Source organism: Polynucleobacter sp. AM-7D1, from assembly GCF_018688455.1.
Classification (GTDB): domain Bacteria; phylum Pseudomonadota; class Gammaproteobacteria; order Burkholderiales; family Burkholderiaceae; genus Polynucleobacter.
In genome coordinates this window covers 935,331-953,331 of record NZ_CP061319.1, presented here as the reverse complement: position 1 = coordinate 953,331, position 18,001 = coordinate 935,331, and the positions used below count along the sequence as shown (strand labels likewise).

22 protein-coding genes are annotated in these 18,001 nt (G+C 45.1%); 9 read left to right on the top strand and 13 right to left on the bottom strand.

From position 1 onward, the window contains the following. Positions 1-47 precede the first annotated feature (47 nt). Together GQ359_RS04950 and GQ359_RS04945 are read left to right on the top strand one after the other, a co-directional pair. The gene (locus tag GQ359_RS04950) at positions 48-758 is read left to right on the top strand and encodes a queuosine precursor transporter (protein ID WP_215387805.1); all 711 of its coding nucleotides are present in this window, start codon (positions 48-50) and stop codon (positions 756-758) included. Between the two features lie 101 nt (positions 759-859). Then, complete coding sequence (locus tag GQ359_RS04945; RefSeq protein WP_215303873.1) at positions 860-2,467, top strand: ABC-F family ATPase; 1,608 nt, start codon at positions 860-862, stop codon at positions 2,465-2,467. Here GQ359_RS04945 and GQ359_RS04940 read toward each other — a convergent pair. The 8 genes from GQ359_RS04940 to GQ359_RS04905 all read right to left on the bottom strand — a co-directional run bounded on the left by GQ359_RS04940 (position 2,464) and on the right by GQ359_RS04905 (position 7,979). Further along, positions 2,464-2,718 (bottom strand): DUF1289 domain-containing protein, encoded by a 255-nt coding sequence (locus GQ359_RS04940; RefSeq protein WP_215387804.1) that lies wholly within the window; start codon positions 2,716-2,718, stop codon positions 2,464-2,466. The genes GQ359_RS04945 and GQ359_RS04940 overlap by 4 nt on opposite strands. Continuing rightward, entirely contained in the window at positions 2,715-3,887 is a 1,173-nt protein-coding gene (locus GQ359_RS04935; RefSeq protein WP_215387803.1) for a GNAT family N-acetyltransferase, read from the bottom strand. Before GQ359_RS04935 ends, GQ359_RS04940 begins: the two co-directional genes overlap by 4 nt. A 14-nt stretch (positions 3,888-3,901) precedes the next feature. Continuing rightward, positions 3,902-4,288, bottom strand: a complete 387-nt coding sequence (gloA, locus tag GQ359_RS04930) for a lactoylglutathione lyase (RefSeq protein WP_215387802.1) — start codon at positions 4,286-4,288, stop codon at positions 3,902-3,904. Positions 4,289-4,378: 90 nt separating this feature from the next. After that, on the bottom strand, positions 4,379-5,173 hold the full coding sequence (locus GQ359_RS04925; RefSeq protein WP_215387801.1) for a peptidylprolyl isomerase: 795 nt from the start codon (positions 5,171-5,173) through the stop codon (positions 4,379-4,381). 51 nt (positions 5,174-5,224) lie between these two features. Continuing rightward, a complete protein-coding gene (locus GQ359_RS04920) occupies positions 5,225-5,509 on the bottom strand; it encodes a BolA family transcriptional regulator (protein WP_215387800.1) in 285 nt (94 codons plus the stop codon). Further along, entirely contained in the window at positions 5,506-6,054 is a 549-nt protein-coding gene (locus tag GQ359_RS04915; protein WP_215387799.1) for a septation protein A, read from the bottom strand. Before GQ359_RS04915 ends, GQ359_RS04920 begins: the two co-directional genes overlap by 4 nt. A gap of 26 nt (positions 6,055-6,080) precedes the next feature. Further along, positions 6,081-6,494 carry a peptide-methionine (R)-S-oxide reductase MsrB gene (gene msrB / locus GQ359_RS04910; RefSeq protein ID WP_215387798.1) on the bottom strand — a complete coding sequence of 138 codons (414 nt, stop codon included), beginning with the start codon at positions 6,492-6,494 and terminating at the stop codon, positions 6,081-6,083. A gap of 18 nt (positions 6,495-6,512) precedes the next feature. Further along, positions 6,513-7,979, bottom strand: a complete 1,467-nt coding sequence (locus tag GQ359_RS04905) for a YdiU family protein (protein ID WP_215387797.1) — start codon at positions 7,977-7,979, stop codon at positions 6,513-6,515. A gap of 54 nt (positions 7,980-8,033) precedes the next feature. Here GQ359_RS04905 and GQ359_RS04900 point away from each other — a divergent pair, with 54 nt between their 5' ends. Further along, a complete protein-coding gene (locus tag GQ359_RS04900) occupies positions 8,034-8,519 on the top strand; it encodes a PaaI family thioesterase (protein WP_215300764.1) in 486 nt (161 codons plus the stop codon). Between the two features lie 19 nt (positions 8,520-8,538). Here GQ359_RS04900 and GQ359_RS04895 read toward each other — a convergent pair whose 3' ends face one another. Beyond that, positions 8,539-9,396, bottom strand: a complete 858-nt coding sequence (locus GQ359_RS04895) for an NRDE family protein (protein WP_215387796.1) — start codon at positions 9,394-9,396, stop codon at positions 8,539-8,541. A 27-nt stretch (positions 9,397-9,423) separates the two neighbouring features. Continuing rightward, complete coding sequence (locus tag GQ359_RS04890; protein ID WP_215387795.1) at positions 9,424-10,431, bottom strand: folate-binding protein YgfZ; 1,008 nt, start codon at positions 10,429-10,431, stop codon at positions 9,424-9,426. A gap of 19 nt (positions 10,432-10,450) precedes the next feature. On the opposite strand from GQ359_RS04890, the gene mltG reads away from it, so the two are divergent. The 6 genes from mltG to GQ359_RS04860 all read left to right on the top strand — a co-directional run bounded on the left by mltG (position 10,451) and on the right by GQ359_RS04860 (position 15,436). Continuing rightward, the gene (gene mltG, locus GQ359_RS04885; protein WP_215387794.1) at positions 10,451-11,527 is read left to right on the top strand and encodes an endolytic transglycosylase MltG; all 1,077 of its coding nucleotides are present in this window, start codon (positions 10,451-10,453) and stop codon (positions 11,525-11,527) included. A gap of 5 nt (positions 11,528-11,532) precedes the next feature. Then, entirely contained in the window at positions 11,533-12,171 is a 639-nt protein-coding gene (tmk, locus tag GQ359_RS04880; RefSeq protein ID WP_215387793.1) for a dTMP kinase, read from the top strand. After that, on the top strand, positions 12,172-13,317 hold the full coding sequence (locus GQ359_RS04875; protein WP_251367940.1) for a DNA polymerase III subunit delta': 1,146 nt from the start codon (positions 12,172-12,174) through the stop codon (positions 13,315-13,317). 11 nt (positions 13,318-13,328) lie between these two features. Further along, positions 13,329-14,117, top strand: a complete 789-nt coding sequence (locus tag GQ359_RS04870) for a TatD family hydrolase (RefSeq protein WP_215387792.1) — start codon at positions 13,329-13,331, stop codon at positions 14,115-14,117. Next, on the top strand, positions 14,114-14,815 hold the full coding sequence (locus GQ359_RS04865; protein ID WP_215387791.1) for an ankyrin repeat domain-containing protein: 702 nt from the start codon (positions 14,114-14,116) through the stop codon (positions 14,813-14,815). The genes GQ359_RS04870 and GQ359_RS04865 overlap by 4 nt, the downstream gene beginning before the upstream one ends. A gap of 168 nt (positions 14,816-14,983) precedes the next feature. Beyond that, positions 14,984-15,436: an ion channel gene (locus tag GQ359_RS04860; RefSeq protein WP_251367939.1), complete on the top strand. Its 453-nt coding sequence runs from the start codon at positions 14,984-14,986 to the stop codon at positions 15,434-15,436. 29 nt (positions 15,437-15,465) lie between these two features. Here GQ359_RS04860 and GQ359_RS04855 read toward each other — a convergent pair whose 3' ends face one another. From GQ359_RS04855 to GQ359_RS04845, 3 genes are read right to left on the bottom strand one after another with little or no spacing between them, the layout of a single operon-like run. After that, positions 15,466-16,470 (bottom strand): DUF3108 domain-containing protein, encoded by a 1,005-nt coding sequence (locus GQ359_RS04855; RefSeq protein WP_251367938.1) that lies wholly within the window; start codon positions 16,468-16,470, stop codon positions 15,466-15,468. Between the two features lie 4 nt (positions 16,471-16,474). Further along, on the bottom strand, positions 16,475-17,059 hold the full coding sequence (locus tag GQ359_RS04850) for a YqiA/YcfP family alpha/beta fold hydrolase (protein WP_371822462.1): 585 nt from the start codon (positions 17,057-17,059) through the stop codon (positions 16,475-16,477). Between the two features lie 9 nt (positions 17,060-17,068). Continuing rightward, the gene (locus GQ359_RS04845) at positions 17,069-17,965 is read right to left on the bottom strand and encodes a 2-hydroxy-3-oxopropionate reductase (protein WP_215303663.1); all 897 of its coding nucleotides are present in this window, start codon (positions 17,963-17,965) and stop codon (positions 17,069-17,071) included. Between the last annotated feature and the right edge of the window lie 36 nt (positions 17,966-18,001).

Here is an 18,001-nt window from a genome sequence, read left to right as displayed (position 1 = left end):
CTTGATTGCAGATATTCTCTTTCCATTATCCATTTTTTTCTTGTTTGATGGACGCACCCAGACGCCACCACCGCTACTACGACCTCATACTGACAGCCTTTGTCGTAGTCCTGCTGTGCTCCAACTTTATTGGTGCAGGGAAGGCTGCTACATTGGATCTGCCGTATTTCGGTAATGTGACATTTGGGGCGGGGATCCTATTTTTTCCGATTGCTTATTTTTTTGGCGACATACTCACCGAGGTCTATGGCTATGCCTATGATCGCCGGGCGGTGTGGGCTGGTTTTACGGCTCTAGCTTTTGCCGCCATCATGGCTCAAGCGGTAATTGCTTTGCCAGTTGCCCCAGGCTCTTATATGGCTAACTACCAGCAAGGTATGGAGACGGTATTTGGCAATTCTTGGAGGGTTGCTCTTGCCTCTATGGTCGCATTTTGGTGCGGCAGTTTTGTTAATAGTTATACCTTGGCCAAAATGAAGATCTTGACGCAGGGTCGTCATCTTTGGATGCGCACGATAGGCTCTACAGCTTGCGGGGAGTTGGTGGACTCCTCCTTGTTCTATATGCTGGCTTTTTACGGCCTCTGGCCTCTAAATGAGGTCTTGGCTGTCGCGATCTCTCAATACGTTCTGAAGACCGCCTGGGAGGTTCTGGCAACACCTTTAACCTACTGGGTGGTTGGTTTTCTGAAACGCAAGGAAAACCAAGACCACTTCGATATTCATACGAATTTCACGCCATTTAAGCTGAAAGTCTAAATTACGGCTTTTTTGAGCGCAAGCCGTTAAAATAACGGTCTTTGATGCAAAACTTGCATCTGCACCCTAGTATTGACCTATCAGAAAGTAAGAACACATCCGTGCTGTCCGCATCTAATATCACTATGCAGTTTGGGGCAAAACCCCTGTTTGAAAATATTTCCGTTAAATTTGGTGGCGGTAATCGCTATGGCCTGATTGGTGCCAACGGTTGCGGTAAATCTACCTTTATGAAGATTCTAGGTGGGGAGTTAGAGCCTACTAGCGGAAATGTAAGCTTAGATCCGGGCATTCGCTTAGGTAAGTTGCGTCAAGACCAGTTTGCGTATGAAGATGTGCGCGTACTTGATGTAGTGATGATGGGTCACGAGGAGATGTGGAAGGCTGCAGCCGAACGGGATGCCATCTACGCTAACCCAGATGCTACTGACGAAGATTACATGAAGGCTGCTGAGCTCGAGGGCAAGTATGCCGAGTACGGCGGCTATACCGCAGAGGCAAAAGCAGGGGAGTTGTTGTTAGGTATCGGTATTCCTATTGAGCAGCACAATGGCCCAATGAGCAATGTGGCTCCAGGCTGGAAGTTGCGCGTATTACTAGCGCAAGCTTTGTTCTCCGATCCAGATGTTCTCTTACTCGATGAGCCAACCAATAACTTAGATATCCATTCCATTCATTGGCTTGAAGATATTCTCAATCAGATTAAGAGCACGATTGTCATTATTTCCCACGATCGCCACTTCCTCAATGAAGTGTGCACGCATATGGCAGACATGGACTATGGAACACTCAAGGTCTATCCAGGCAACTACGACTCTTACATGCTGGCTTCAGTACAGGCAAGATCGCAACAACTGAGCAATAACGTCAAAGCCAAAGAAAAAATCGCTGAATTAGCGGCCTTCGTGGCCCGATTCTCAGCCAATGCATCGAAGGCACGTCAGGCTACTTCACGTCAACGTCAGTTGGAGAAGATTGAGATTGTTGAAGTGAAACCTTCTTCACGTCAGAATCCTTTTATTCGTTTTGACGCTGAGAAAAAACTTCACAACATGGCTGTTGAGTGCAATGCACTAACTAAAGCTTACGACCGTCCAATTTTTAAGAACTTCAAGATTGGTATTCGTGCTGGGGAGAAGATCGCCATCATTGGTCAAAATGGTGCAGGTAAGACAACATTATTAAAAACCATCTTAAGCAAACGCTTTGAAGGAATTCCTGCGGATAGTGGTGATGTGAAATGGGCTGAAAACGCCAACGTGGGCGTGATGCCTCAAGACAATACCGAGATGTTCGCAAAAGACGAATTGCTCATGGATTGGATGAACAACTGGCGCAATACAGGCGACGATGATCAAGTGATTCGTGGCACATTGGGCCGCTTACTATTCTCAGGCGATGATATTGGTAAGTCTGTCAAAGTATTATCTGGCGGCGAGAAGGGCAGAATGATTTGGGGCAAATTAATGCTTCAAAAATATAACGTCCTTGCAATGGATGAGCCAACCAATCATATGGATATGGAATCTATTGAGAGTCTACAGATTGCGCTTGAGAAATTTGACGGCACTTTGATATTTGTTTCTCATGACCGCGAGTTTGTTTCTGCTTTGGCTAACCGTATCTTAGAAGTCAAGATGGACGGTACCGTAGTGGATTACTCTGGAACCTACGAAGAATATTTACGTAGCCAAGCTTTAGCTGGTTAAGTATTTTCTTTGGATTGACGTTGGAATCGCATTGCGGTGCCATCGGCGCGGATGCGTTTCCATACAGCATCCTTTTCTTCCTGACTAAAGAAGACCCAATTACTAACCTCGCCTAGAGTACGACCACATCCCTGGCAGATTTCGTCATAGAGGGTGGTGCAGACTCCGATACAGGGTGAGTCAGAAGCATCATCACCAACCCCTAAAGAATTGGCTCCAACTTGCTCTGGTAGGTTATCGGAAGAAGTCATGACAGTACTTTAGACGATTTCAGGGGAATGTGTTGCTCGAGCTCATCAACATAAGCTGCCATACCTTCGTGCTCGCGATCTAAGAATCGTTTCACTGCATTTGCAAAGCCTGCATCTTCAATCCAGTGAGCGGACTGCAGAGTGGTTGGTATAAATCCCCGGGCCATTTTGTGCTCGCCTTGAGCGCCACCCTCAAACACTTGAATACCCTCCTTGATGCAATACTCAATTGCTTGGTAGTAAGCCAGCTCAAAATGTAAACAAGGAATATGTTCAATAGCACCCCAATAGCGTCCATATGCTGTTGCATTTGGTTTATCAACTACGAGCAAAGATGAGGCTATCGGCCTCTCATTCTGTGTCGCAATAATCAGATGAAAATTCTCAGGCATGCTGCTGCCAAGTAATTGAATGCAATCCTCAGTTAAATAAGGTGAAGAGCGGTGCTCTATATAGGTGTTTTCATAGCAACGATAAAAGAAGTTCCAATCACTTGCCGTAGCAATCTCACCTGGAATATGTCTGTAGCTGATGATTTGACTTTCCACGGCAGCGCGCTCTCGACGAATATTCTTGCGACGCTTCATCGTTAAGTTGGCAAGATAATGTTCAAAATCTTGATAGCCCTGGTTATGCCAATGAAACTGTACTGAGTCGCGCAGCATAAAACCTTGTTGCTTGAGTACACCTAATTCATCATTTTCTGGAAAGAGTACGTGGGCAGAGGAAAGCCCGTTTTGAGTTACCAGCGTTTTTAAACCAGAGACAAGGATTTCTTGTATTGCCCCTTTATCCGCTTGGGGGGATACGAGTAGCCTTGGACCACGAACGGGAGTAAATGGAATGGCAGATAGTGCCTTTGGATAGTAAGGCATTCCATTCTGCTCATATGCCTGAGCCCATGCCCAATCAAAGACAAACTCCCCGTAGGAGTGTTGCTTGAGATAAAGCGGCATTGCACCAAGCAATCTAGAGTTAGAGTCCTCAACTATGAGGTGGGCAACTTGCCACCCAGTATTGCCGCCTACACAGCCAGTTTTTTCTAGTGCATTAAGAAAGGCGTACTTGAGGAAGGGGCCAGAATCAGGCGCCAGCAGGGTGTTCCAGTCACTCTCAGGAACATCTGAAAGGGCGTCGATGATGCGAAGTTGGATAGCTTCCTGTTTCAACTAAGGTACAGGATTCAGTGTTGAATTAACTCAATCTTGTAGCCATCAGGATCCGTAACAAATGCAATGATGGTGTCCCCACCCATTACAGGGCCGGCTTCACGAGTGACATTGCCACCAGCGGCTTTGATTTTTTCACAGGCTGCATAGGCATCAGGAACGCTGATGGCAATATGCCCATAGGCATCGCCTAGATTGTATTTATCAACACCGTGGTTGTAGGTAAGCTCAATCTCAGATTGTCCGTCTACATTCCCTTTTCCGAAACCTACAAATGCCAGTGAATATTTTTGATCTGGACGTTCGGTTGTGCGAAGCAAGTTCATACCTAGAACTTTTGTATAGAAATCAATTGAGCGAGTCATATTGCCGACTCTCAGCATGGTATGTAGGATCATCATTGTTTAAATATAAAGCTAAATGTCGTTTTCTGTTGAGCAAGAAAAAACCCAGGGAATTAGCCTGGGCTTATGGGTTGGGGCAGTCAGATCTTATTGAATCTTTGCCTTAGCGCGCAGCTTTTGCATTAATTCAGAGAACTTCGCTTTTTGCCAGTTCTGGTCTGCTGTGATCATCTGCTTTAGCTGGTCTTTGATTTCTTCCATGCTAGGTGCTTTGACATCACGTACATCATCCAACTTGATGATATGCCAGCCATACTGAGTTTTTACCGGCTTATCGGTAACCTGACCTTTTTTGAGCTGCACCATTGCTTTGGAGAACTCCGGTACGAGTGATTTGTCACTTACCCAGCCAAGATCTCCACCATTTGGTGCAGAGCCAGGATCTTTAGACTTTTCTTTGGCAATTTGTTCAAAGTTACCGCCAGCCTTAATTTGCGCGGTAATCGCTTTTGCGTCAGCTTCTTTTTCAACAAGAATATGTTCAACGTGATATTCCGTGCCGGTGTACTGTCCCTTAACTTGCTCATAAGCAGCTTTTAGCTCGGCCTCAGTGACACCTTCTCTTTCAACGAAGTCCTCAAATACAGCTGCAATTAACACCCCCATCTTAGACTGCTCTAATTGTTCACGAACAGACTCCTTCTGCGTGATGCCGCGATTATTTGCCTCTTGCAAGATCAGTTCACGCGTCACCAGCATTTCTCTACCTTGATCGCGAACTTGAGGGCTATCTGGCTGATTTGATTTTTGAATTAATTTGTCTAATTGCGCTTTAGGAATGGCCTTGCCATTCACGATGGCAGCATTTTGTGCATGAGCTGCCGAAGAGAGAAGTGCAAAGCTAATAGCACTAATGGTCAAAATTGGGCGTATGTTCAACATGGGCTAGAAAATATAAATAGAGATAAAAGAGAATCTTAAAGCAATCTGCGACTAATTAGTGCTTTCACTAGGGGTGAAGGCCAGAATGGTGAGGGCATGGATAGCATCAGGAAAATGCTTGTTGAGGGCAGCATAAACAGCTCTGTGCCTAGCCACCTTGTTCATACCCTCAAATTCTGGGGCTACGATTGTGAGCTTGAAGTGCCCGCCGCCAGAAGCTGCTCCAGCATGCCCCGCATGAAGGTGGCTTTCATCTTCGATTATTAAATGGCTTGCCTGAAATGTAGCTCTTAAGTCGGACTCAAATAAGGCAATGCGATCTTGATTAATACTCATTCTGCAGGATGCTCCATGTGGCGACTGAGCCAAATGCCTTGAGCAATGACGAAGGCTACAAGCAGAGCTGTACTACCAAATAACTTGAAGTTAACCCACGTTTCTTCAGAGAACTCAAAAGCAATATAAAGATTGAGCGCACCCATCAAGAAGAAAAAGAATGCCCAGGCCATGTTTACTTGATGCCAAACCGATTTAGAGCTGTGCTCTTTTAGGGTGATTTGTTTGCCCATCAAAACTTGTATCCAGTTCTTTTGAAAAAACTGAGCGCTAATAAATAAAGCGCCTGCGAATAGCCAATACAAAGCAGTTGGTTTAAGTTGAATAAAAGTCTTATCGTGCAGGAATATAGTCAGGCTACCAAAAACCAGAATCATGACCAGGCTGACCCATTGCATCGCATCGATCTTACGATGTCGATAGTAAACCCAGAGGATTTGCCCAATGGTGGCAACCATAGCTACGATAGTTGCGGTGTAAATGTCTGCAAATTTAAATGCAATAAAAAAGAGGATGATCGGAAAGAGGTCAAATAGAAATTTCATGCGTTGATTATCCAGCTATTTCAGAATTATTCAGTTTTCGTGGCAGCGGCATTCTCGGAAGGTTCAAATCTTAAGGATGCCGAGTTAATACAGTAACGAAGCCCTGTAGGCTGAGGTCCATCTTCAAATACATGCCCCAAATGTGCATCACAATGGGTGCAGCGGACCTCAGTGCGAATCATCCCATGGGACATATCCTTAACTTCGGTAATCGCTGCAGTATTCTCAGGCGCGTTATAGCTAGGCCAACCGCAACCTGCATCGAACTTGGTCGATGATTGAAATAGTGGGGTATCGCAGCAAATGCAGCGATATTGACCATTTTCCCAGTGATCCCAATACTTACCGGTAAAAGGCCTCTCTGTTGCAGCCTCACGCGTTACCCGGTATTGAGTATCACTCAATGTATTTCTGTATTCCTGATCCATTTTCTTTGTCATGGCAATGAATGTATTTGATTAAGAAGAGCAACTGACTGCAACTCGTTGCATATCTAGTGGCGGTGGTTTTGAATAATGATGCAATGCTAACTGCTCATCGAATGGCTTACTCAATATTCTAAATAAGACATCTACTTCAGAAAAATCATCCTGCTGTGCTTTTTCAATTGCGGCTTGAGCTAAGTGATTTCTCAAAATATATTTGGGGTTGACTGTATCCATCAATTTTTTTCTATCATCATCAGATGCAGTCTCGGATTGGAGCCTATTGATGTAGTCTGGAAACCATTGATCAATATTTTTACGGTCAACAAATTCATCCCTTTGCAAGATCTCTGTTAGCTTGGATTCTTTTTTGAGATTACTTAGATTTCGAAAGAAGTTCGTGAAATCCACTTTTGAATCATGCATGGCCTGGAGTAGACGTTCAATTAGCTCTATGTCGCCATCCTGTTCTGATTGCAATCCTAGTTTTAGTCGAAATGCTTGTTGCCACTCTTTTGCGTATATCAATGGAAAGTCTTCTAGGGCGGAGCGCAAGAGGTCTTGAGACTCTTCCGCAGAATGCTCTAGCTCTAACAGGGGAAGCATTGCACTGGCAAGACAGGCCATATTCCAATGCATGATTTGGGGCTGACGATGATATGCATATCTACCTCCATGATCACTATGATTGCAGATATGGTCGATTTCAAAATGATCTAAAAATCCAAAAGGGCCATAGTCAATAGTTAGACCTAGAGCGCTAATGTTGTCACTATTTAAAACGCCATGACAAAATCCCACCGATTGCCACTGCGCGACTAACTTTGCATTCCGGGCGCTAATCTCTTTAAATAAGTTTAAATAGGGATCCTGTGTGGATACACACTCTGGATAAAATTCTGCAATCAGCAGATCTGCCAATTCCTTCAGGCGCACGATGTTTTGAAGTGAAGCAAAGTGTTCAAAGTGCCCAATACGAATAAAGCTTGGAGCAATGCGCGAACATACCGCAGCTGTTTCCATGGTTTCACGTCTAACTGCCTGTTTAGATCCCACTACGGAAAGAGCGCGGCTAGTAGGTATACCAAGCGCATGCATTGCTTCGCTGCACAGAAATTCTCGAATAGACGATCTTAAGACTGCTCTTCCGTCACCCATTCTGGAGTAGTGCGTTCTACCGGCACCTTTTAACTGTAGCTCTAGATGATTGATATCACCCAGTAGGATTGCGCGACCATCACCTAATTGTCCGGCCCATGATCCAAATTGATGTCCGCTATAAGCCGTTGAAATAGGATTAGAAAATCTATGCGCACCTACATTCAGCTGATTTCCCCCCAGTACCTCCAGCCATTCAGGATCTTTAGGCAAACCATCATTTCCAAGCTCCAAATCGATCAGCTTTGCGACAGCTGGTGAGAATGCAACCCAGTAGAGATTGGGCAGTGGGGTAGGTGGGGTTGCTTGGCATACATCATCGCCACGGAGGGTAAACGGCATATTTGTATTCTATGGGTAATTCACAAGTACCGCAGAAGCCTCTAAAATGACCCTATGACAAATAAAGTACAACTGAATGCGGCAACTCAGCTTGCCAATCTGGGAGAAGAGCTCAACGTCCCTTTTTTAAAATTGCTTGGCGTTCGTCTTATCAGCGCTGAAATGGGTAAAGGTGAAATACTGCTTGCCCTCAAGCCTGAGCATACCAATACCTGGGATGTAGCCCATGGTGGTGTATTGCTCACGCTGATGGATGTTGCTATGGCTGTTGCCGCTCGATCCAGTGATCCAGGCGATCGCAGCGTTGTGACGGTGGAGATGAAAAATAACTTTATGCAGGCAGCCAATGGCATCTTGCGCGTCAAGGCCGATACTGTTCGACGAACTGCCACAATGGCTTTTTGTGAGGCAAAGCTCTATAACGATCAGGGTGAGATCTGTTGCATGGCAACAGGAACCTTTCAGTTTCTAAAAAGACTCGCCACTAAAGATGCAAATGGCGAACGAGTCATCAATGAGGATTCGCGTCAGCAGAAATAACTTAGCCTTGATCGGAAGGCTATACCGAGAGGTTTGATCCAGGGGCAGAGCTGAGCTCTCCAGTGACAACATCGTGTCCTACAGTGCCATTGGCATCAAAACGTCTTTCCACCATTTCAAACTGACCATCATTGCGAACACGCAGAATGGTGCTTGAACGTGTTCCGTAAGAAGGTGTCTTGATAAATGCTGCTGATAGGGCTCTTTCCCAATCTGGGTTCACACCAGTACTAGGTAGCTCCTGTGGGCTAGCTTCATGGGTATCAGCCAATACGCGTAAGTAGTGATCTGCATTTTTCAGTTGGCCGCTATCCATTGCCAATGTTTGAGCAAATGCTGCAACTCGATGGTTCACTTTGGGCCATGGTGTGTCGAGCATGGCATTCGATAGACCATAGACTCCAGGGCTAAGAGCTTGCTCAGGAAACACTTTTCTTGGACGAATATTTTGACCCATCATCAGGCGATTGCTTACCCAGTGCATCTCAGCATTCTCAGGATCACTGAGATCTGCCATGAGTAGATTAAAGCCGTTGTATTGATCAAATCGCTTTGCGTTTTCTTGAACATAAGCATGTGGCCTATGCTGACCTGTCAGGTAGCGAAGGCTGAGCTCCCCGCGTGTTCTGGCATCTGGATTTTTTTCACTAGGTGCCCTGACATTAGTTAGCGCAGCAAAGCGACCTGTTTTAGTAAAACCCAGCCAAGTTCCTGGGCTACCCAATACGTCAGCTCGATCTTTTCCAGCTAAAACATGAGGATGTTCTTCCCACCAGCCCAGGGGGTCAGTGTCACGCTCATAAAACTCATCTCGATTTGCCGCTACTACCAAAGGGTAGTCTGGATGTGATTTCCAGGCAAAGAGAATTAAGCACATATGGGATAAGCGGGGGTAGTAATGAAATTAAATTTCTAATAAAGGATAGGGTAGTGTGCCTATTTTTAACACAGGGCCGGTAGGCATGCCTAGATGGATTTCCCCATTCTCAAGAGCGTCTAGCTTGCATTCAATCTGAAAATCAACTTGATCTGCATTTTCTGACTTAGTTGCCGCAAGTACCACCATACCGCATGGCTGAGTGGAATCGCTTTCGTGGAATAGCTCTACACCTGGTTTCGCAAAATCCAGCGCAGATGCACTTAAATTACTACTGGCAAGTTGCAATCTACGCTTAACTGCGCCACGGTATTGGCTTCTAGCAACAATCTCTTGCCCAGGGTAACAACCTTTTTTAAAATCAACGCCTGCTACAGATTCAAAATTGACCATTTGCGGGACAAATTGCTCTTGGGTAGCTAAGACAATCCGAGGAATTCCACTCAATACCTCAAGGCAATCCCATTGCGCTAGAGCATCAACCTCGATGATCGATTCGCTGGATTCAGATTTTCTTTTGGCAATGAGTAGGCGCTCAAATGTGTGATTGGAAATTGAAACATCTGGCATCCGCAAGACTAGAGAGTTATTCAGTTGATAGGCTGATTCAAGATTTTGATCATCTCGATATGTGCCAATAATTTCCCAATCATTTGAGGCATCCACAACTTTTACTTTTGAGCGCAGAACATACATCGCCAATCGTTTGGCAATACTAGCGGCAATATCTTTGGAGACAAAGAGTGCAAAGCGATCATCTGAGTCGGGAGATTCTGGAAATAAGCCAAGCCAAGCACTAGCTAAGAGACGTCCTTTAGGACTGCAATATCCCACTAGTCGAACCGAACTTAGTCCTTGCGCCATTTCTCCCGAAAGAGTGCGCTTCAAGCCCAACACTGAATTACTGAGCTGACTTTGAAGAAGGGTAGCCGCATCAGGACCCTCAACCAGAATTAAACCCCAATTGGGAAGAAGGCTGGATCCATGGTTCAAAAAGGTCATTGGCATTGGGGGGTTTTTAGGGCTGAGGGTCATGTGCTTTTATCATAGCTTGATGAGCAGAAAATTTCAGAGAAGAACTCTTTTCATCAAGCATTCCAAGTTTGGGGGCTGGAAATCCTTTGGATTGTCCCTAATTGCCATTCTAATTCTTGTATACGCTGCCATCTTTTTATGGCCTGTCGTGCCTTCCGCGTCCAATTTTCCTGAGGGCTCCGCCTACAGAATTAAGATTGCCCCTCAATCTGGCCTATCGTCGATTTCAAAGCAGTTAGCAGCCCAAGGCATATCGTCAAACGTGCTGACCTTTCAGGTTGCCGCAAGAGCCCTATTTGTGAGCTCAAAGCTAAAGCCGGGAACCTACCAACTTCCTACTCGCGCTAGCTTAGGCAATATTTTGTTACAAATCGCGCGTGGTGATCGGGTGCGAGAAAGCATAGCGATTATTCCTGGCATGACTATATGGCAGCTGAGAGCTTTAATTGACAATCACCCAGCTCTGATTCATCAAACCAAGGGCATGAGCTCTAAGGAGCTATTGCAAGCTCTTGGCCTCTTCTATCCAGGAGATGAGGGACTTTTCTATCCGGATACCTATATTTTTGACCCAGATGACTCAGATATCTCAATTTACAGAAGGGCTTCTCAGGCAATGCAAAAGCAGCTTAATGCTGTTTGGGGACAAAAAGATGCGGCCTTGCCACTTAAAACCCCTTATGAGCTTCTCATCCTTGGATCAATTGTGGAAAAGGAGACTGGGCGCTCTAGTGACCGATCCTTGGTTGCCGCAGTATTTGTCAATCGACTGAATTTGAATATGCCATTACAGACAGATCCAACGGTAATTTACGGCATTGGCCCTCAATTTGACGGTAATCTTCGAAAAGCAGATTTACGTAAAGACAGTCCCTACAATACTTATATGCGCAAAGGTTTACCACCCACTCCGATAGCAATGCCAAGTAAGGAGTCTCTCCAGGCTGTGATCAATCCGGCAAAGAGTGATGCAATCTATTTTGTGGCGCGTGGTGATGGCAGCAGTCATTTTTCCAAAACATTGAAAGAGCATGAAAGTGCTGTTGATCAATTTCAACGCAAACGTAATGCCTCAGCTAAATCAAATTCACAATAATTCTTATGGCGACTCAATTTCCAGGTTATTTCATTAGTTTTGAGGGTATTGATGGTGCCGGCAAGAGTACTCATATCGAGTCTTTTAGCCAGTTATTAAAACAGCGCTATCCAGATCGTGAGGTTGTCATGACTCGAGAGCCAGGCGGCACCCAATTAGGTGAGCAGCTGCGCGCCTTATTGCTCGATGCCCCCATGAACCTAGAAACGGAAGCTTTGCTGATGTTCGCGGCTCGTCGAGAACATATTGCTCAAGTAATAGAGCCTGCATTACAGGCCGGGAAGATTGTTATTTCCGATCGCTTTACCGATGCTAGCTTTGCTTATCAAGGTGGGGGGCGGGGCTTAAGCCTGAGCAAACTAAATGATTTAGAGCTTTGGGTGCAAGGGCGTCCAGATGGCACATTACTTCAACCGAATCTAACTTTTCTGTTTGATTTGCCCGGCTCAATTGCCGAAACTAGAAGATCAAAGGTGAGGGCGCCTGATAAATTTGAAAAGATGGATTTAGATTTTTTTGAGAAGGTTCGTCAAGAGTATTTGCGTAGAGCAAAAGCAGATCCTAAACGCTTTTATCTTGTAGATGCCACTAGAACACCAGATGCAATTTGGAATGAACTTGAGTCACTCGAGATCAAATTCTAAATGAGCGACCTGATGTTCCCAATCGAGTCGGAAAGGAAAATAGCACCTTGGCTAGAGTCCATTTGGTCTAGCCTTGATCTAACTGTATTTCCAAACGCGGTATTGATTCATGGTCAGTCAGGTATTGGCAAGTTTGAGTTTTCCATTGAATTAGCTAAAGCGCTTTTATGTGAATCAACATCTGATGTCAAACCCTGCAACCAATGCGAGGCTTGCCGGTGGTTTGACTCTGGTAACCACCCCGATTTCGTTGCCCTGGTACCTGAGACGCATCGCAAACTGTTGCCTCATGGTGATTTTGATTCTGAAGCGGACTCTCCTAAAAAATCTAAGGCCGCCCAAGTTGACAGTGATGGGGATGGGCCCGAGAAGAAGGAGAAAAAGACCATTGCCATTGAAGATGCTCGGAGTGCAATTGAAGCGCTATCTATTGGAACTCACCGTGGTGGCAATCGAGTAATTTTGGTTTATCCACTAGAAATGTTGAGACCGGACTCTGCGAATACTTTATTGAAGTCTCTCGAAGAGCCGCCCAAAAATACGATCTTTATTTTGCTTGCCGATCGCCTAGATCGTGTTTTGCCGACGATTCGATCACGCTGTCGCCTGCTTTCTGCACCACGACCAGATCGATTAACTGGACTAAGCTGGTTGCGTAATCAGCTCAATAAAGTGTCCGACCTAAAAATGAGCGATGCCGATATTGAGTCTATCTATGATGAACAGGGCGGGGCACCATATGCAGTTTTAGATTCCTTAATTGCGCGCCACAACCAGGATGAAAAAGATGAGCTCACTATCGCCATCCAGGCATCACGATATTTATTGCAAGCGATGTCGCAGGGTGCTCGCATTAATTGGTTGGATGCTGCCGACAAGACGCAAAAGGCACGCTATTCAGTTTTGCTGACCACAATGCAGCGCTGGGTCGCAGACCTACAGAGTTGCGCTCAATTGGGCTCACCCCGTTATTACCCAAAGCATGGGGACTCAATTAAAGCCCTAGCCAAACAAGTCCGCCTGCCAAAGTTGCTTCGTTTCTGGAAATCTTTGACACAGGCGCGGCGTCATGAAAATCACCCCCTGGCTACACGCATTCAATTGGAAGCCTTACTTTCCCAATACCAGCAGGTATTTGAAGATTAAAATGGTGAGTCATGTTTATAGACTCACACTGCCATCTCGATTTCCCAGAATTTCAAGCCAGACTTCCTGAGGTTTTAGCCAATATGGCTGCCTGCAAGGTTACTCACGCACTTTGTATATCGGTTGATATCCCAGATTTCCCCAAAGTACGGAAACTTGCTGAGGATCATGCTCATTTATATGCCTCTGTCGGAGTTCATCCAGACTACGAAGACACCCCAGAACCTAGCTTTGAGTTTTTGCTTGAAGAGGCTAAACACCCCAAAATCGTTGCTATAGGTGAGACCGGTTTGGACTATTACCGCATGGGTGATCGCAGCTATGAATCCATGGAATGGCAAAGAGATCGATTTAGGACTCATATCAGAGCTGCCGTAGCCTCGAAAAAGCCTCTCATCATCCATACACGCTCCTCTTCAGTAGATACGCTCAAAATCCTAAAAGAAGAGGGCGCTGATCAGATTGGCGGGGTTATGCACTGCTTTACAGAAACGACTGAGGTAGCCAAGGCAGCTATGGATATGGGCTTTTATATCTCGTTTTCAGGCATTGTGACTTTTAAGAGCGCCAAAGATCTTCAGGAGACTTGCAAATATGTCCCACTGGATCGTATGTTGATTGAAACGGATTCGCCTTATTTAGCCCCAATTCCTTATCGCGGCAAGACCAATGAGCCTGCCTGGGTCTCTAAGGTTGGTGAATTTGTAGCCAATCTCAAAGGCGTCTCTGTTGATGAGATAGCCGAGCGAACTTCTAGTAATTTTTTCCAATGTTTTCAAATAAATAGAGCAACTTCATGAGAGATTCATTTAAATTCATTTTCGCTGTAAATGTAGTTACATTGTGCCTTTCCAGTAGCTTATTTGCGCAATCGGCCGATCAAATTGATGACTTTACTAAGGCCGCTAAGTTTGATGATGTTTCTGAGGTTCAATCGCTCTTGAAGGCTGGCATTAGCCCAAATACCTTAGATCCCAAGGGTAATCCAATGTTGATAGTCGCCATCCGCGATAAATCTAAGAAAGTGACGGATTTACTCCTTGCAAATCCTACCACTAACGTGAATTTGGCTAACAAGAGCGGTGAAAATGCACTGATGATGGCGGCATTCGATGGAGATCTCCCAACAGTCAAGATGCTGGTTTTAGATAAGAAGGCATCCGTAAACAAGCAAGGCTGGGCTCCAATTCACTATGCGGCTACTAACGGGCATCTTCAAATTGTTGAATTCTTGATGGCTCATGGAGCTAGAGTCAATGCCTTTAGTCCAAGCGAAACAACGCCTCTGATGATGGCTATAGGTTCTGGTAACGAACAGCTGATTAAATACTTATTAGACAATGGCGCCGACTTGAGTTTAAGGAATCATGAAGGCTATACCGCGATTGATGTTGCCCAGTTATTTGGTAAGGATGACATTCGTGACGGCTTGAAATCAAGGTGGGTAAAGCTTTATAAAGAGCCTTATCCAGGAGGACCAAAGAAGTCACCCACATAATTGACATTATCACTTGCTGCGTATAATCATTATTATGTCAAATAAGATATTTAAGTAAATAAAGACAGAAGCAAACACGATATGGACCTACTAGAACAAATAGCCAAACTCCCCGGCTTTCACAATCTACCGAGTTTTAATACCTTATTCGCCCAGATCAATACAGACATGGGAAACAGCCAGATTTGGTTTGTGCTGGTGCTTGCATGCCTCATGCTGACATTTCATGGCGTGGCTGTTCTGATGATTGCAGGGGCATTCCATTGGCTTGATCAAAAGCTAGAGAATAAACGGGTATATGGCGCCAACTTCCTGTCGTATTTCATCGCAATTTTGTTAATTATTGCCAGTCATTTATCAGAAATCGTTGCTTGGGCTTATCTCTGTGTAGCTTTGCAAGTGTTTCCAACTAATCCGCAGACCTTCTATTTTGCTGGCGAGATGTACACCACCGTGGGATTTGGTACTTATAACTTGTCTGAGCAATGGAGAATCTTGCCCATCATCATTTCATTCTCTGGAATCTTTGCCGTCTCGATGTCTGGAGCCGCCTTGTATTCCATGATGGGGGCATTATTAGGTAGATCCAATCAAAATCCTAAATCAGGCTCCGGTTTCTAAGCGGCGTCCTTAAAAGAAGGTTTTTTGGTTTAATTAACCAACTTGGACTTATCTATTGGTTCTCTTTGCTTAAAAACAAGCTCTAAGACCCGCCCATTGGACTCTAGGGAGCGCATTCTTCCTGGAAGCCAATCAAGGTCCCTCGCCAACCAAATATCTACCTGACGCTTGTATGGATCGTTCTCGCGTTGCATGAGGGCGTAATGCCTATTTATAGATTTACCCAAACTCGGAACGTCTTCGGACTCAACTTCACCGTAGCTCTTAAATTGCCACATCTCCAAGGTGTTGTAGTCAACTACAGGAAGTGCACGAATACTCCCTGCTTCATCGATTTTGTCGCTACCGTTTAGAAGTGAAGCAAATTGGAACATGAGGCTAAATCGATCCTGAGTCCCGGGGAGGAGATCGGGGGTGAACTCGGGCTTTTCAGAGAAGTACATCTTCCCTGCTCCACTCTGATCACGATCAAAGCGAGAGTAGCGCGGTGGTTTAGTGCCGCGCTGGGTCCAATAAATGGATGGTGCTATTCCATAAGCATCAACAGAGCCACGCGATTCAAAAACAAATGGGCCAACTACGGCATAAGGTATGTTGATATACAGGCGATAGTTATTGCCTTCTGTTATCCAGTCAAGCTGTGCTGTTTGATAAAGCTGCCCATCAACGTAGGCATCAAAATAATAAGTACCAGACTCAGGCAGACGAAATGCTTGCCCTGATTGGTTGCCAACTGCGCCCTGCTCTCCTTTGCCCTGATCTGACAATGGGTCAGCTGAGACTGCATTTGTTTGCTTAGGCGTAGTTTTTTTCTTGGGTGTACTGACCATCTGAATCTTCTTCGGAGGATCAACACGAAGATCTGTTTTGATAATCAGGTCTTCAGCAATAGGCGGCGGTGCGCCGAAAGAAATAAATGGCAGTCCAAAAAATAAAATGAGGTGGCCAGCAATAGATAAAAAGATTGCGGCAATCAAAATCCACAGAGATTTTCTGCGAAAGAATGAAAGCAGATTGCCAAATAAATCAATCAAAACATTAATGCTCGATAAATTCGATCACTGCTGGAAGATGGGTGGCATAGTCAGCAATCCCATGATCACTTCCCTCAAGAATAAGTTGTTTAGCACCTGGGTAAAAAGCAACCATTTCCTTCCAATCGAGCAGCTCATCCCCTTTAGCAGCAATTAAAAAATATCGCTCTGGATTGGAAATAGACTCAACTTGCAAAGCACGCAATTGATCAATGTATTCAGCCTTAAAATCGAAAGGTTCTTCGCTGTCATATGCCGTCATCATGCCCACATGCGGCCCTAATTCCCTTGCCGCATATACCGCAGGATTTAATGCAATCGCTTTGCATTGATATTTTTCTGCAAGGTAATTTGTATAAAAGCCACCTAAAGAGGATCCAATAATGACTATGCGATCAGCTTGAGATTGATCAATGCGTTTGATCACCATATCAATGCTTTCTTTTGGTGATGCTAGCAATTGTGGGCAATACCATTCATAGCTATTTTCTGTATTTGAAAGCGCCCTCACCGCCTCACCAGTCATAACTGCCTTGGTGGAGTTAGGTGAGGAACGAAAGCCATGAAGGTAAACCAACAAAGTTCTCATCAGCGCGCCTTAAGCCTTTTGACCAATTTCAAAGTTCGCCATTTTTTCTAGTGCCTTGACCATAGCAGAGTGATCCCAAGCCTTACCGCCATGGGCAGTGCAAGAGTTCAACAATTCTTGGGCTGTAGCAGTATTTGGTAGTGATACGCCTAAAGCTTTAGCGCTACTGAGTGCGAGGCTTAAATCTTTTTGATGTAATTCGATTCTGAAGCCAGGATCAAAAGTGCGTTTGATCATACGTTCACCATGAACTTCTAGAATCTTGGAGCTGGCAAAACCTCCCATCAGTGCCTCACGGACCTTAGCAGGATCAGCGCCTGCTTTAGCAGCAAATACCAAGGCTTCAGCAACGGCTTCGATGTTTAAGGCAACAATAATTTGATTGGCTACTTTTGTAATTTGACCAGCGCCATTGCCACCAACAAGGGTGATGTTCTTGCCCATCAGCTCAAAGACAGGCTTCACCTTTGCAAAGGTGGATTCACTAGCACCCACCATGATAGTTAGGCTCGCCGCCTTTGCGCCTACTTGACCGCCTGAGACTGGAGCGTCGACATATTCACAGCCCAAAGCATTAATACGTTTAGCAAACTCTTGAGTTGCTATCGGAGAAATCGAACTCATATCAACGACGATCTTGCCAGCTGTTAATCCTTGGGCAATGCCGTGATCCCCAAAGAGAACTTTTTCCACATCAGGAGTATCTGGCACCATGGTGATGATGATGTCTGCTTTGCTGGCAACTTCTGCGGGGCTAGAGCAAGGGATTGCAGCGCTATTGGCTAACTCTTCCGGAATCTTGCTACGGGTATTGATAAATACCTCGTGACCAGCAGCTACTAAATGGCCCGCCATCGGGGCACCCATAATTCCCAAACCAACAAAACCTAGCTTTAACTTACTCATAATGTCATCCTTATTTATTAATTATTTAACTTACTG